This is a genomic window from Faecalibacterium sp. AF28-13AC, from assembly GCF_003478405.1.
Lineage (GTDB): Bacteria > Bacillota > Clostridia > Oscillospirales > Ruminococcaceae > Faecalibacterium > Faecalibacterium prausnitzii_E.
In genome coordinates this window covers 221330-235337 of the sequence record NZ_QUFG01000001.1, presented here as the reverse complement: position 1 = coordinate 235337, position 14008 = coordinate 221330, and the positions used below count along the sequence as shown (strand labels likewise).

General features: G+C 61.1%; 14 protein-coding genes. 6 read left to right on the top strand and 8 right to left on the bottom strand.

What is annotated here, in order from left to right; all coding sequences use genetic code 11:
* Window positions 1–4 precede the first annotated feature (4 nt).
* From der to DWY95_RS01110, 7 genes are all read right to left on the bottom strand, one after another.
* Window positions 5–1348 carry a ribosome biogenesis GTPase Der gene (gene der / locus DWY95_RS01140; protein ID WP_097792690.1) on the bottom strand — a complete coding sequence of 448 codons (1344 nt, stop codon included), beginning with the start codon at window positions 1346–1348 and terminating at the stop codon, window positions 5–7.
* 46 nt (window positions 1349–1394) lie between these two features.
* Window positions 1395–2723, bottom strand: coding sequence for a DUF512 domain-containing protein (locus DWY95_RS01135; protein ID WP_118551647.1), 1329 nt, complete (start codon window positions 2721–2723; stop codon window positions 1395–1397).
* Between the two features lie 224 nt (window positions 2724–2947).
* Entirely contained in the window at window positions 2948–3127 is a 180-nt protein-coding gene (rpmF, locus tag DWY95_RS01130; protein ID WP_005920250.1) for a 50S ribosomal protein L32, read from the bottom strand.
* A 26-nt stretch (window positions 3128–3153) separates the two neighbouring features.
* A complete protein-coding gene (locus DWY95_RS01125; RefSeq protein ID WP_118551645.1) occupies window positions 3154–3654 on the bottom strand; it encodes a YceD family protein in 501 nt (166 codons plus the stop codon).
* 135 nt (window positions 3655–3789) lie between these two features.
* Complete coding sequence (locus tag DWY95_RS01120) at window positions 3790–4194, bottom strand: ATP-binding protein (RefSeq protein ID WP_118551643.1); 405 nt, start codon at window positions 4192–4194, stop codon at window positions 3790–3792.
* Between the two features lie 57 nt (window positions 4195–4251).
* Window positions 4252–5583 carry a glucose-6-phosphate isomerase gene (locus DWY95_RS01115; RefSeq protein ID WP_118551641.1) on the bottom strand — a complete coding sequence of 444 codons (1332 nt, stop codon included), beginning with the start codon at window positions 5581–5583 and terminating at the stop codon, window positions 4252–4254.
* Window positions 5584–5806: 223 nt separating this feature from the next.
* Window positions 5807–7045, bottom strand: coding sequence for a D-alanyl-D-alanine carboxypeptidase family protein (locus DWY95_RS01110; protein ID WP_118551639.1), 1239 nt, complete (start codon window positions 7043–7045; stop codon window positions 5807–5809).
* 420 nt (window positions 7046–7465) lie between these two features.
* On the opposite strand from DWY95_RS01110, the gene mtaB reads away from it, so the two are divergent.
* From mtaB to DWY95_RS01095, 3 genes are all read left to right on the top strand, one after another.
* Window positions 7466–8761, top strand: a complete 1296-nt coding sequence (gene mtaB, locus DWY95_RS01105; protein WP_118551637.1) for a tRNA (N(6)-L-threonylcarbamoyladenosine(37)-C(2))-methylthiotransferase MtaB — start codon at window positions 7466–7468, stop codon at window positions 8759–8761.
* A 232-nt stretch (window positions 8762–8993) separates the two neighbouring features.
* Window positions 8994–10547 carry a 4Fe-4S dicluster domain-containing protein gene (locus tag DWY95_RS01100; RefSeq protein ID WP_118551635.1) on the top strand — a complete coding sequence of 518 codons (1554 nt, stop codon included), beginning with the start codon at window positions 8994–8996 and terminating at the stop codon, window positions 10545–10547.
* 242 nt (window positions 10548–10789) lie between these two features.
* Window positions 10790–11266, top strand: coding sequence for a pilin (locus DWY95_RS01095; RefSeq protein ID WP_118551633.1), 477 nt, complete (start codon window positions 10790–10792; stop codon window positions 11264–11266).
* A gap of 65 nt (window positions 11267–11331) precedes the next feature.
* Here the strand turns inward: DWY95_RS01095 and DWY95_RS01090 are convergent, their stop codons facing one another.
* Window positions 11332–11544 carry a hypothetical protein gene (locus DWY95_RS01090; protein WP_097792699.1) on the bottom strand — a complete coding sequence of 71 codons (213 nt, stop codon included), beginning with the start codon at window positions 11542–11544 and terminating at the stop codon, window positions 11332–11334.
* Window positions 11545–11713: 169 nt separating this feature from the next.
* Between DWY95_RS01090 and DWY95_RS01085 the strand changes: the two genes are divergently transcribed.
* From DWY95_RS01085 to DWY95_RS01075, 3 genes are read left to right on the top strand one after another with little or no spacing between them, the layout of a single operon-like run.
* On the top strand, window positions 11714–12547 hold the full coding sequence (locus tag DWY95_RS01085; protein ID WP_243082501.1) for a bifunctional hydroxymethylpyrimidine kinase/phosphomethylpyrimidine kinase: 834 nt from the start codon (window positions 11714–11716) through the stop codon (window positions 12545–12547).
* A gap of 12 nt (window positions 12548–12559) precedes the next feature.
* On the top strand, window positions 12560–13066 hold the full coding sequence (locus DWY95_RS01080; protein WP_118551631.1) for a tRNA (cytidine(34)-2'-O)-methyltransferase: 507 nt from the start codon (window positions 12560–12562) through the stop codon (window positions 13064–13066).
* Window positions 13057–13947 carry a DegV family protein gene (locus DWY95_RS01075; RefSeq protein ID WP_097792701.1) on the top strand — a complete coding sequence of 297 codons (891 nt, stop codon included), beginning with the start codon at window positions 13057–13059 and terminating at the stop codon, window positions 13945–13947. The genes DWY95_RS01080 and DWY95_RS01075 overlap by 10 nt, the downstream gene beginning before the upstream one ends.
* Window positions 13948–14008 lie beyond the last annotated feature (61 nt).

The following is a 14008-nucleotide window of genomic DNA, read 5'->3' as shown; positions in this document are numbered from 1 at the left end:
CCCCTTACACATCTTTTGCACCGACCGAGCCGGTGCCGCGCTCGCGGATGACCAGCCGGATGGGCGTGTGCTCCAGACCAAAGTTCTCGCGGATCTGGTTGATGAGGTAGCGCTGATAGCTGAAGTGGAACAGCTGCTTGGAGTTGACGAAGGCCACGAACGTCGGCGGACGGGTGGAGGCCTGGGTCAGATAGAAGATCTTCAGGCGGCGGCCCTTGTCGCTGGGCGGCTGCATCCGGGCGGTGGCGCGGGCCAGCATCTCATTCAACACGCCGGTTGGCACACGGGCACCGTTCTGGGCGTCCACATCGCGGATGAGCTGCATCAGCTTGTTGACGTTATAGCCCGTCTGTGCGGAGATGAAGATGATCGGAGCATAGCCCATGAAGCTGAAGCACTCGGCATAGCCGCGGCGCTGGAGCTCCATGGTGTTGGTCTCCTTGCCCTCCACGGCGTCCCACTTGTTGACGACGATGATGCAGGCCTTGCCCTGATCGTGGGCGTAACCGGCCACCTTGCTGTCCTGCTCGGTGAAGCCGACGGTGGCGTCCACGAGGATGAGAGCCACGCGGCTGCGCTCAACGGCTGCCAGCGCGCGCACGACCATATACCGTTCCAGTCCGTCGGTGATGTTGCTGCGCTTGCGCAGACCGGCGGTGTCGGTGAAGATGAACTTGCCGTAGGCGTTGTCCACAGGGGTGTCGATGGCGTCGCGGGTGGTGCCGGCCTCGTTGGCCACGATCATCCGGTTCTCGCCCAGGATGCGGTTGGTCAGGCTGGACTTGCCCACGTTGGGGCGGCCAATGATGGCGACCGGGATGCGGTCCTCCTCCACCACGGTCTCGCTGAAATCCAGATGGGCGCAGACGGCATCCAGCAGGTCGCCGGTGCCGTGGCCGTGGACGGACGAGATGGGCATGACTTCCTCAAAACCCAGGTTGTAGAACTCGTACAGCTCCATGGGAGCCTCGCCGACATTGTCGCACTTGTTGACGGCCAGGATGACCGGCTTGTGGCTGCGGCGGAGCATGTGGGCCACGTCCTCGTCGGCGGCGGTCAGGCCGTTGCGGACATCCACCACCATGATGATGCAGTCGGCGGTGTCGATGGCGATCTGTGCCTGCTCCCGCATGTGGGCCAGGATGCCCTCGGTGGCCTTCGGCTCGATGCCGCCGGTGTCCACCAGCAGGAAATCGTGGCCGTTCCACTCGCAGTTGGCAAAGATGCGGTCGCGGGTGATGCCGGGGGTATCCTCGACGATGGCCAGACGCTGGCCGCACAGTTTATTGAACAGGGTGGATTTGCCCACGTTGGGGCGGCCCACGACTGCTACGATCGGTTTGCTCATGGGGGTTCCTCCTTTCAGAGTAGTCTCTTATCTCTTATCTCTTATCTCAATGTCTTCTTCTCGAAATATGCAGGCCGCTGCGGAGCAGGGCGCGGGCTTCGTCGCCGCCGCTGACGGGCAGCACCTCTACCTTGACGCCCAGCCGCTCGCCCAGCTGCGCAATGGTCACATCGTCCAGGAAGGTATCCTTCTCTTCCCGCAGCATGACGGCCGGGATGCCCAGCGTCCCGCTCTTCAGGCGGCCCTCGCACTGGGCGATGATGTCGGTGGCCGTCACAAGACCGGCCACGCCGACATTGCCGCCAAAGAACTTATTCTGGATGGTGTGGACCGTGACCTCGATCATCGGGTACTGGCGGTGAAGCTCGTCCATCATCTCACAGATGAGGGGGGATGCCATGGTGCCCGTGACCACATCCAGCTGCTTGGTGCCGTAGATGCGGTGAGGCTTTTCCAGCTCAGCCAGAAACTCTTCGCGGAACAGGCTCATCATGCCCACGCCGTTTTCCAGCTGGTCGTAGTCTTCATAGAACTCCGGCGGCGGGATGGGCCGCCCTGCCTTGAGATACCACTCGTCGCTGGGGTAGATGATCCGCTTGCCGTGGCGGCGCTTGCACTCGTCGCCGAACGCTTCCAGAATGTCGATGACAGCAGCGCTCGTCTCGGCGTCGTAGGGCACCTGCGGGTAGAGGTTCTTGCGGTAGTCCGTCACGCCGCAGGGCACGGCGGCTATGCTCTGCACCATGGGGGTCAGTTCCAGCAAGTCGGTCAGGGTGCGGCGCAGCTCATCGCCGTCGTTGATGCCCCGGCAGAGCACCAGCTGGCAGTTGATGGCGATGCCGCCCTGCACCAGGCGGGGCAGGTATTGAAGCACCTCGCCGCCGCGCCGGTTGGCCAGCATCCGGACGCGGAGCTGGGGGTTGGTGGTGTGGACCGAAATGTTGATCGGCGAGATGTGCATCTTGATGATGCGGTCGATCTCATGGTCCTGCATGTTCGTCATGGTGATATAGTTGCCGAACAGAAAGGACAGGCGCTCGTCGTCATCCTTGAAGTAAAGGCTCTCGCGCATACCGGGGGGCATCTGGTCGATGAAGCAGAACATGCAGTGGTTGGAGCAGGTGTGCTTCTCGTCGCCGAGGTAGGTGTGGAAATCGCAGCCAAAGGGGCCGCGCTCCTCCCGGCTGACATCCCATTCCCGGATGCCATCCGCCACCTTTGCCTTCAGGTGAAAGCTCCTGCTGTCGGTATAAAAATCGTAGTCCAGCGTGTCGTTCAGTTCATTGTCGTCCACGCTCAGCAGCTCGTCGCCGGGCTGCAGGCCAAGCGCCTGGGCTTCGCTCCCCTTTTCAACGCGCTCGATCTTGATCGCCACTCTGCTTCACCTGCCTTTTCTGCTTCCGGCCAAACGACCGAATCACAAATTTTCCGTACGTTCGTCTCAATTCAGTTCCATCAGACTTCATCCGACTGCCAATGGCTCCCACTTTGGGGGAGCTGGCGCGAAGCGCCTGAGAGGGTTGGACAAAAGAAGAAGGGGAAGGCATTGCGCCATCCCCTTCTCAACATAACACCAATGTGCCACCAATTTTGCGCAAATTAGGCCTTCTTGATGACTTCCTCGCCCTTGTAGTAACCGCAGTTGCCACATGCCTGGTGGGGGAGCTTCAGAGAGCCACAGTTGCTGCACTTGACCAGTGCAGGGGCCTCCAGCTTCCAAACATTGCTGCGACGCTTGTCGCGGCGGGCCTTGGAAAGATGTCTCTTAGGTACTGCCATATTTTTGCACCTCCTTGATGGGTTTCTCAGTTCAGCAGTGATTTGAGGATCGCGAGCCTTGCGTCAGCGGGAGCAGTCTCCTCTTCCTCTGGCGGGCAGACACACTCTGCCTTCTTCTTGCCGCAGCGAGGGCATAACCCCGCGCAGTCCGGGCTGCACAGCAGCACCGTCGGGATCTGGAACAGGAACTCCTGGGCCAGCCATTCGTCCACATCCAGATGGCCTTTTTCGTCCAGCGGAAGATCGAAATCCGGGTCGTCCAGATCTCGCTCCTTTGCCGTCCACTCCGCTTCGACCGCCTCTTCCCGTTCGACCGGGTCCAGGCAGCGGGCGCACTCTCCGTGCACCAATGCTTTTGCCCGCAGTGTCATCCGGACTTCGTCGCCGTCCGTTTCTGCATCAAAGCAGGCGGTCACAGGCTGTTCGATCCTTGCGCCGGCAAAATCCCTGGCAGACAAATCACAGGGAAACTCTGCGTGGTAGGGCTTCGTGCCGGTCGCGATAAACTTTCTCAGGTCAAATTGCATAGTACACCTCATAAAAGGCTGCTTTGTTAGTATAGCGCCAAAGCGTTCCTTTGTCAACACCAAAACAGGCAGAAAACCGAAAAAATTTCAAATTTTCCGGTTTCCTGCCCGCTTGGATGGTTTCCGTTCAGAAAATCACAGGTACTTCTTGACGTTGTGGGGCAGCTCGGCCTCGTCTGCGCTGACGGTGACGACGACGCGGACGGAATCACCGGCGATGGCAGCGATCTCGTCCAGCACCACGCCCAGGCGGTTGATGTCGTGGTTCAGCACCTTCAGGATGCCGTCGATGTACAGATCGGTGATATCGTAGTTGCTTGCCATCAGGCCTGCGATAAAACCATACAGCATCTCGCCGCCGGAGATCTTGTACTCGTCCAGATCGATCAGGCGAGCAGCAGGAGCGATGTCATAGGTGAGCTTCATGCCCTTTTCGACAACGACGACGTTGCCCTTGGAGGTCTTGACCGAATCATTGATCATGTCGATCATTGCTTTGGTCTTACCGGAGCCCTTTGCACCAACAATCAGTTTAATCATAGTTCTGTCCTCCTGTATTTTCCACGCCTTGCGGCGGGAGATCATTTATTTTCCAGCTTACTTCAGCTTTGCTTCCAGCTCGGCGGTCAGGTTCTCGTAACCCGGCTTGCCCAGCAGTGCGAACATGTTCTTCTTGTAGCTCTCAACACCCGGCTGGTTGAAGGGGTTGACGCTCAGCAGGTAGCCGCTGCAGGCGCAGGCACGCCAGAAGAAGTAGATCAGATAACCCACATTATAAGCAGTCAGGTCGTCCACCTCGATCACGACCTCCGGCACACCGCCGTCGGTGTGGGCCAGGATGGTGCCTTCCATCGCCTTGCGGTTGACCACGCTCATGTTCTGATCGGCCAGGAAGTTCAGGCCGTCGAAGTTGCCCTCCAGCTTCTCGATGAAGAGATCCTGTGCAGGCTTTTTGACATCGACGATGGTCTCAAACATGAGGCGGGCCCCCTCCTGGATGAACTGACCCATGGAGTGCAGGTCGGTGGAGAAGATGCAGCTTGCGGGGAACAGGCCCTTGTTGTCCTTGCCTTCGCTCTCGCCGAACAGCTGCTTGTACCACTCGTTCATCAGGGTAAAGTTCGGCTCATAGCACTCCAGGATCTCCACAGCCTTGCCCTTGCGGTACAGGATGTTGCGGATGGCGGCGTACTTATAAGCGTCGTTGTCCTCACTCAGGACGGAGAAGCGCTCCATGGCGTCGGCAGCGCCCTTCATCAGCTCGTCGATGTCGATCCCGGCAGCGGCGATGGGCAGCAGGCCCACAGCGGAAAGGACGGAGTAGCGGCCGCCGACGTCGTCGGGAACGACGAAGGTGGGCCAGCCCTGTGCGTCCGCCAGCTGCTTCAGGGTGCCCTTGGCACGGTCGGTGGTGGCATAGATGCGCTTGTTGGCCTCTTCCACGCCCATCTCGTCTTCCAGCAGCTTGCGCAGCACACGGAAGGCCAGGCTGGTCTCGGTGGTGGTGCCGGACTTGGAGATGACGTTGATGGAGAACTTCTTCCCCTTGCACAGAGCGATGACATCGTTCAGGTAGGTGGGGCTGATGCTGTTGCCGCAGAAGTAGATCTTCAGGCCGTTCTCGATCTCGTTGTGGTACAGGCCCTTGACGGCCTCGATCACAGCGCGGGCACCCAGATAGCTGCCGCCGATGCCGGCCACGACCAGCACTTCGGAGTCCTCACGGATCTTCTGCGCTGCTTCCTTGATGCGGGCGAACTCTTCCTTGTCGTAATCGCGGGGCAGATACATCCAGCCCAGGAAGTCATTGCCGGGGCCATTCTTGGCTTCCAGCTGCCGGTGTGCGGCCTCCACCTGGGGGTAGATGGCCTTATATTCCTCTTCGTTGATAAAACCGGAGAGGTGCTTTGTATTCAGAACGACACTCATTCTCTCAGAACCTCCAAACATTTTGCCGGGCACGTTGCCCTGCGAGGGTTTATCTTGGTATAAGTGTACCGTTCCAACGCCGCAAAGTCAAGGCCAAAATCCCAGGATTTCATACAATTTTAATAGTGTTCTTTTGGTCGTCCCGACATCTTTTGTTCAGCCCCGCCAAAGCCGATTTGCCGAAGCGAACCGCTTTTGGGCGCTGTTGTGTTTCTTTTGCGCTTCATGCGCCCAGCAGGCTCTGCCACAGCAGCTCCATTGCGCCGCCAAAGGTCAGCCGCGGCGCATCCGCAGCAGACTTCACCTCGGCCTCGGCCAGCAGTGTTTCGCCCGCATAAACTGCGGCAGTGCCCACCGCCTGCCCCCGCTCCACGGGCGCTTCCAGCGTTTCGGGTAGGGTCAGCTCGGTGCGCAGGTCGGCCCCGGCCCCCTTTTCCAGCAGCACGGTCTGGGGCAGGGCGCTGTAATCCAGCGGCACCGTCTGTTCCGTGCTTCCCTTTACGGTCAGCTCCAGCGGGCGGTCCGGCAGCTGCGGCACCGGAACGGCCGCATAGGCTGCGAACCCATAGTCCAGCAGGGCCGTCGCGGCCTGGAACCGCTCGGCGCTGGACGGCGCACCCAGGATGACCGCGATGAGGGTCAGCCCATCCCGCGTGGCGCTGGCCGAGATGCAGACCCCTGCCCCACCGGTGGTGCCGGTCTTGAGCCCTGTGATGCCGCTGTATCGCTTGAGCAGCTTGTTCGTGTTCACAAGCTGGGTCTGGCCGTTGCGCAGGCTGTCGGTCCAGATCCCCGTATAATGCAGGATCTCCGGGCAGGTGTTCAGGATGTAGCAGCTCAGCGCCGCCACATCCCGCGCGGTGGAAAGATGCCCCTCGGCGTCCAGCCCGCAGGCGTTCCGGAACGAGGTATTTTGCAGCCCCAGTTCAGCGGCACGGGCGTTCATCTGTTCCACAAAGACCGGTTCGCTCCCGCCCACCAGCTCCGCCACGGCCACTGCAGCGTCGTTGGCAGAGGAAACGCAGATGGCCCGCAGCATCTCATCCAGCGTGAATTGCTCCCCCGGTTCGAGCCAGATCTGGCTCCCGCCCATGTGGTAGGCATGTTCGCTGACCGGCACCGGCGTGTCCAGCGTGAGTTTTCCACCGTGGACGGCTTCAAAGGTGAGAAGCAGAGTCATCAGCTTGGTGATGGACGCGATGGGCACCCGCTCGTCGGCGTTCTTCTCATAGAGCACCCGGCCGCTTGCCGGTTCGATGAGGACGGCGGCGCGGCAGGGCAGCGACAGGCTGTCTGCCGGGGCGGCGGTCTGTGCAGCCGGGGCATCCGCCGCAGCGGCCTGTGCCGGGGCTTCCGTTTTCACCGCCCGCAGCCCCGCGCCCTGCGCCGACCCGAACGCCAGCGCAAACAGCCAGAAACAGAGCACCCCCGCACAGAGCAGGGCCAGATTTTTCCGTTCCATTCCTCGTACCTCCCCGCAGTAAACTCTCTGGTTGCATTCTATGCAAAAAATTCGGGTGGGATGCTCTTTTCTCACGGGGAAAAATCTGCTATAATTAGATGGTTTCTGTTATTTGCAAATGAACTCGCCCTCTCAGTCAAAGCCTGTCGGCTTTGACAGCTCTCCCGAAGGGAGAGCCATTGGCAGGCCGGTTTTGAAACTGCTGAACGAACAGGGCTTTTATTGGATCGAACATGTCCGGGCTCCGCGACAGAGGCCAGCATCTGCTGGCAATGAGGACAGGGCCCACTGCGTTCTGACAAATCAGGCCCATGCGAACAGCACAGGTTTCCCGGTGTGCCAAAGGCTCCCACTTTGGGGGAGCTGGCGAGCGAAGCGAGACTGAGAGGGTTTTGTTCCCCATAGAAAGGATATCCCCTCATGCGAGTTTGTTTTTATACCCTTGGCTGCAAGGTCAATCTGAACGAGACCGGGGCCCTGGAACAGATGTTCCGGGGGGCCGGCTTCACCATCGTGCCGGAAGGCGAAGAGGCCGACGTCTTTGTGGTCAACAGCTGCACCGTGACCAACTTCGGCGACCAGAAGAGCCGCAAGTGGCTCCGCCGAGCCAAGCGCGAGAACCCCGGTGCCGTGACGGTGCTCACCGGCTGCTACCCCCAGGCCTTCCCCGAAGAGGCCGCGAATTTTCTGGAAGCAGACCTCGTCTGCGGCAACGGCGACCGCAAGGCCATCCTCGACAATGTGCTCAAGCTGCTGGACGGCCACGAGCGGATCGTCGCCGTCACCCCCCACAAGCGCGGCGAGCGGTTCGAGGAGCTGCCCGTGGAGCGGTTCGAGACGCACACGCGCGCGTTCATTAAAGTAGAGGACGGCTGCAACCGCCAGTGCGCCTACTGCGTCATCCCCCGCGCCCGCGGCCCGGTGCGCAGCCGCGCCGAGGCCAGCATCCTGAACGAGCTGCGCCAGCTGGCCGCTTCCGGCTACCGGGAGGTCGTGCTCAGTGCCATCTCCCTGCCCAGCTACGGCCTCGACACCGGCACCAACCTTGTGGAACTGGTGGAAAAGTGCGCCCAGGTCGAGGGCATCGAGCGCATCCGCTTGGGCAGCCTGGACCCCGACATGCTCACGCCGGAGTTCATCGCCCGGCTTGCCGCAGTGGACAAGCTCTGCCCCCAGTTCCACCTGAGCCTGCAGAGCGGCTGCACGGCCACCCTGCGCCGGATGCGCCGCGTCTATACCGCCGAGCAGTACGCCCAGGTCGTGGCCGACATCCGCGCCGCCTACGGCGACCGGCCCGTCAGCTTCACCACCGACTGCATCTGCGGCTTCCCCGGCGAGACGGTGGAAGACTTTGAGGAGAGCTGCGCCTTCCTGAAGCAGATCGGTTTCCTCAAGGTGCATGTCTTCCCCTACTCCCGCCGCAGCGGCACCCCCGCCTACGATTTCCCCGATCAGGTCCACGAGCGGGAAAAGCAGGAGCGCAGCCGCACCATGAACGCCCTTGCCGAAGAACTCCGCCGGGACGTGCTCACGACGTATGAGGGCATGGAGGACGAGGTGCTGCTCGAAACGGCCCTCAGCGAGACGCTCTTCACCGGCTACACCCGGCTGTATGTGCCGGTGGTGGTCTCGGCCCCCGGCCGCAAAAGCGGCGAGATCGTCCGCGTCCGGCTGGGCAGCTACGACGGCGAGCGGGTGCGGGCAGCACTTTGCTGAATCTCACGGTTGAATATCCTTCATCTTTGCCATTTGAGAATTCTTTAACATATTTTGGCGTTTGCTCTTTTCAGGCAGACGTCTTTGTGTTAAAATGAGGATGGAATCTTGGGGCCGGTGCGCCGATTGCAGCGGCGCAGTACCAGCAGGCCCGCAGGAAAGAAAGCCGCAGGGTGCGTTGCAAAGCCGCGCCGCTGCGGGATGTTTTGTATCTGTACAAGGAGAGTTTGGAATGAGCTTTAGAGGAATCAACACGACGGTCATCCAGATCCGCCGCCAGGTGTTCACCGAGGTGGCCCGGATGGCTTATGCCAACGTCAAGGGCGAGCAGGCCAACCACCTGATGCGCAAGATCCCTTACACCATCATCCCCGGTGAGGAGGGCAAGCTGCGCAAGGACATCTTCCTGGAGCGCGCCATCGTTGAGGAGCGCGTCCGCCTGGCCATGGGCCTGCCCACCCGCCGCATGGACGAGCACAACAGCGTCGTTTCCGGTCTGGAAGATGCTTCCATTGCCGATAAGTATTACGATCCCCCGCTGGTGAACGTCATCAAGTTCGCCTGCAACCGCTGCCCCGAAAAGCTGGTCAAGGTCTCCGACCTGTGCCAGGGCTGTCTGGCACACCCCTGCATGGAGGTCTGCCCCAAGAAGGCCATCACCTGGGAGAGCGGCCGTTCCATCATCGATCAGGACAAGTGCATCAAGTGCGGCCGCTGCGTCGGCGTCTGCCCCTACAACGCCATCGTCAAGACGGAGCGTCCCTGCGCTGCGGCCTGCGGCATGGGTGCCATCCACTCCGACGAGCTGGGCCGTGCTGAGATTGACTACAGCAAGTGCGTTTCCTGCGGCCAGTGCCTGGTCAACTGCCCGTTCGGCGCCATTGCCGACAAGGGCCAGATCTACCAGCTGATCCAGGGCTTCAACCGCGGCGACCGCATCTACGCCCTGGTGGCTCCCGCCTTCATCAACCAGTTCCCCAGCCTGGCCTCCACCGGCAAGCTCAAGGCAGCCCTGAAGGCCATCGGCTTCTACGACGTGGTCGAAGTTGCCATCGGTGCCGACCTGTGCACCGTGGACGAGGCTCACGACTTCCTCAAAGAGGTGCCTGCCGAGTTGAACTTCATGGCGACCTCCTGCTGCCCGGCCTGGAGCATGATGGCTAAGACTGCCTTCCCCGATCTGGCCAAGAACATCTCCATGACCATGACCCCCATGGTCTTCACCGCCCGCATGATGAAGCAGAAGGACCCCACCGCCCGCATGTGCTTCATCGGGCCCTGCGCCGCCAAGAAGCTGGAGGCTTCCCGCCGCACCGTCCGCAGCGATGTGGACTTCGTGCTGACCTTTGAGGAGCTGGCCGGCATCATCGAGGCCAAGGACATCGACACCAGCCTGCTGGAGGTCGATGAGAACGAAGCAGCCCTCTGCTCCGCTTCTTCCGCTGGCCGCGGCTTTGCACAGTCCGGCGGCGTGGCCAAGGCCGTTGCCGACAAGATCAAGGAGTGGAACCCCGACATGGAGGTCAAGATCGCATCTGCACAGGGCCTGGCCGAGTGCAAGAAGCTGCTGATGATGGCCAAGGCCGGCAAGTACAACGGCTACCTGCTCGAAGGCATGGGCTGCCCCGGCGGCTGCATCGGCGGCGCCGGCACCATTGCCGACCCGGCCCGTACCGCCATCCAGCTGAACAAGTACGTCAAGGAAGCTCCCTTCACGGACCCGGAGCAGAGCCCCTACATGGACGAGATCCATGTCCTGAAGGACGACCCCAACTTTGAGATTTAAGCATTGAACCTCTCCGTCATCGCTGCGCGATGCCAAAGGCTCTCCCGCCAGGAGAACGGTCGAGCGCATGCGAGACGGAGAAGTCGTGCAGAGCAGCCGCTTATCGTGACCGATAGGCGGTTGTTTTGTTTGGGTTGACATTTTGCTTCGTCTATGATATTTTAGCGGTGACAAACCGGTGGAAAAATCTTTTGTGCCGGTCCATGGGCCGCCTCTGCGGCGAAAGAAAGGCGATTTGTAGTATGACGACATTCCTGAAACGTTCCGGCACAGCGCTGCTCTCGCTGGTGCTGCTGTGTGTGCTGGCCATGGGTGCCAGTGCTGCGTCCAGCCAGACGGTGGGCGTCAAATTCTGGAAGGAACGATCCGATAAGGAATCCATGGCGAACAGCGGCATCGACGCCGACCGCACCGCCACCCTTACCCGGCAGGCCAACGGCACCTATACCCTGACCCTGCCGCTCAAGCAGGTCTCCAAGATGGGCGTCACCGGTTCTCTCTCCGGCCTGACCATCGGCGATGTGACCTACGACGGCACCCTGACCGGCGACTTTGAAAAGAGCACTGCCTCCCTCACCATCAAGAACCTGCCCGCCTCGGTGCTGACCGGCAGCGATGTGAACAAGTCCATCACCGTGACCTGCAACATCCAGATGGATATGGCCCTCCTCGGCGAGATCAACACCACCGCCCGGATGTGCATCTGGAACAAAAAGTGACCGTCTGCCCGACCCAAAAGGTGCTGCCGCACATCGAACCGTGCGGCAGCACCTTTTTGTTGTTGTTACAGGTCCATCTTCCGTTCCACGAAACCGCTGACCATCTCATCCAGTTGGGTCACGGCGTGTTCTGCACCTTTTGCCAACTTGCGGGCGGTCCGCTTGACCTGACGCGGGTTCTGGTTCATGGCCACGACGCTGGCGGCTCCCAGCGCCGCACCTGCCGCCATGCCCAGCAGCAGGCCGCTGCCTGCGCTCTGTCTGTGTTCATTTCTCATAAAAATTTCTCCTTTCGTTCCCTGCATTTCTGGCCGCTGAGGGTAGTATTTCCGCCAAAAGAACACACTATACGCTTTTTTTGTCCCGCAAAATGTGGTATACTGTATCATACGCTGATACACCGGGTTTGATACAGACCCGCTCGATGGCGCGAAGGAGGCCACATTTTTGTTGAAACCAACTGAACCAAAAAAAGTTCTCTGCATCCACGACCTGTCCGGCGTGGGGCGCTGCAGCCTGGCGGTGATCCTGCCGGTGCTGTCGGTCATGGGCGTACAGCCGGTGGCACTGCCCACCGTGGTGCTCTCCACCCACACCGGGGGCTTCGGCACCCCGGCCCGGATGGACGGTGCCGCCTACGGCATGGCTGCGCTGGAGCATTACCACGACCTGGGGCTGGACTTTGCGTGCATCTACACCGGCTACCTCGGCGGCGAGGAGCAGATCGCGCTGGCCGAAAAGGCCTTTGACCTCTGGCCTGCGGCCCGCAAGATCGTGGACCCTGTGATGGGCGACAACGGCCATGCCTATTCCACCGTGACCCCGGCCTTCATCGACCGGATGCGAGAGCTGGCCCGCCGGGCAGACCTCATCCTGCCCAACGCCACCGAGGCTGCGTTGCTGCTGCAAAAGAATGCCGCAGCCGGGCCGCTGGACGACACCGCGGCCCAGACGCTGGCCGATGAACTGGATGCACTGGCCCCCAATGCCGTCGTCACCGGGCTGCCCATGGGCAAATACATCGGCTGTGCCGGTTCCGGCCGGGACCGCTTTGTCATCCGGAAGCTGCACATCGACCGCAGCTTCCCCGGCACGGGCGACCTGTACGGAGCCGTTCTCATCGGCTCGCTCATCCAGGGCAACGCCCTGAGCGCTGCCGCCGACAACGCCGCCGAGTTCGTCTCGCTGGCCATCCAGAAGACCCCCGCCGACCAGGACACCCGCTTCGGCGTCTGGTTCGAGCCGCTGCTGCCCCGGCTCTGCCCGCAGCGCGAGTTCTGAGGAGGCCGGACGATGAACGAAAAACCGACCCTGAACATCGTGCTGGTGGAGCCGCGCATCCCGCAGAACACGGGCAACGTGGCCCGCACCTGCGCCTGCACCGCCTGCCGCCTGCATCTGGTTGGCCCCATGGGCTTTGCCATTGACGACAAAAAGCTCAAACATGCCGGGCTGGATTACTGGCACTATCTGGACATCACCTATTACGACGGGCTGGAAGATTTCTTCGCCAAAAACAGCGGCCCGTTCTACTACTTCACCACCAAGGCGCCCCAGCGCTACACCGACGTCGCCTACCCGGACGGGGCCTACCTCGTCTTCGGGCGGGAGGATGCCGGGCTGCCGGAGGCCCTGCTGGCCGCCAATCAGGAACATTGCATCCGGATGCCCATGCGGGACACCTGCCGCAGCCTGAACCTGTCCAACAGCGTCGCCGTGGGCGTTTACGAGGTCCTGCGCCAGTGGGATTTCCCGGAGCTGCTGGACCACGGCCACTTACGAGATTATGAATGGAAATGAGGGACATTATGAGCAAGATCGCGATCCTGACCGATTCCTCCTGCGACATCCCGCAGGAGCTGGCCGAGAAATACGGCATTGACATTATGGGCTTCCACATCCTGCTGGATGATGTGGACTATGTGGAGCGGGAGAGCTGCACCAACGCAGAGTTTTACGAGAAGATGCGCGCGGCAAAGGGCATCCCTTCCACCGCCGCCATCACCCCGCTGCAGTTCTGCGAAAAATACTGCCAGTACGTGGACGAAGGCTATACGGATGTCATCCATGTGCCCATCAACCGCTCCGGCTCCTCCACCTACAACAACGCCGTCATGGCACAGGGGATGCTGCGCGAAGAGCGCCCGGAGCACCACCTGAAGATCCACCTGCTGGACCCTCACACCTATTCCATGCCCTTCGGCTGGTATGTGTGCGAGATGGCCCGCAAGCTGAAGAACGGCGCGGAGATCAGCCACGTCATCCACGAGTTTGAGGCGCAGATGGACAAGATCGAGATTGTCCTCGGCCCCTTCAGCCTCAAGCAGATGAAGAAGAGCGGCCGCATCTCCGCCGCTGCCGCCGTCATGGGTGAGCTGATGGGCATCCGCCCCATCATCACCCTCATCGACGGCAAGACCAAGGTGGAGGCCAAGGTGCGCGGCGACGACAAGGTCGTGCCCGCCATGGTCGAGCTGGCCAAAAAGCGCAGCGAGGGTGTAGAGGACTTCGATTATATGATCGGTCACACCAACATCCCCCAGAAGGACGACCTCATCCGGGCCTGCCGCAAAGCCTTCGGCAAAGACCCGCTCATCGTCTTCCCGCTGGGCGGCGTCGTCTCCGCCAACACCGGCCCCGACACCATCGCGCTGGTCTACGTTGGCCACCCCAGAGGCTGATTTTCCCCTGAAGCTGCCGCATCCCGGCAGCTTCTTTTTTGCACTTCCGGCAGAAAGGTGC

Bases quoted from the DNA above. Each gene is read 5' to 3' on its own strand.
- der (WP_097792690.1), bottom strand. From the start codon at position 1,348: ATGAGCAAACCGATCGTAGCAGTCGTGGGCCGCCCCAACGTGGGCAAA.
- rpmF (WP_005920250.1), bottom strand. From the start codon at position 3,127: ATGGCAGTACCTAAGAGACATCTTTCCAAGGCCCGCCGCGACAAGCGT.
- DWY95_RS01125 (WP_118551645.1), bottom strand. From the start codon at position 3,654: ATGCAATTTGACCTGAGAAAGTTTATCGCGACCGGCACGAAGCCCTAC.
- DWY95_RS01120 (WP_118551643.1), bottom strand. From the start codon at position 4,194: ATGATTAAACTGATTGTTGGTGCAAAGGGCTCCGGTAAGACCAAAGCA.
- DWY95_RS01115 (WP_118551641.1), bottom strand. From the start codon at position 5,583: ATGAGTGTCGTTCTGAATACAAAGCACCTCTCCGGTTTTATCAACGAA.
- DWY95_RS01110 (WP_118551639.1), bottom strand. From the start codon at position 7,045: ATGGAACGGAAAAATCTGGCCCTGCTCTGTGCGGGGGTGCTCTGTTTC.
- mtaB (WP_118551637.1), top strand. From the start codon at position 7,466: ATGCGAGTTTGTTTTTATACCCTTGGCTGCAAGGTCAATCTGAACGAG.
- DWY95_RS01100 (WP_118551635.1), top strand. From the start codon at position 8,994: ATGAGCTTTAGAGGAATCAACACGACGGTCATCCAGATCCGCCGCCAG.
- DWY95_RS01095 (WP_118551633.1), top strand. From the start codon at position 10,790: ATGACGACATTCCTGAAACGTTCCGGCACAGCGCTGCTCTCGCTGGTG.
- DWY95_RS01090 (WP_097792699.1), bottom strand. From the start codon at position 11,544: ATGAGAAATGAACACAGACAGAGCGCAGGCAGCGGCCTGCTGCTGGGC.
- DWY95_RS01080 (WP_118551631.1), top strand. From the start codon at position 12,560: ATGAACGAAAAACCGACCCTGAACATCGTGCTGGTGGAGCCGCGCATC.
- DWY95_RS01075 (WP_097792701.1), top strand. From the start codon at position 13,057: ATGGAAATGAGGGACATTATGAGCAAGATCGCGATCCTGACCGATTCC.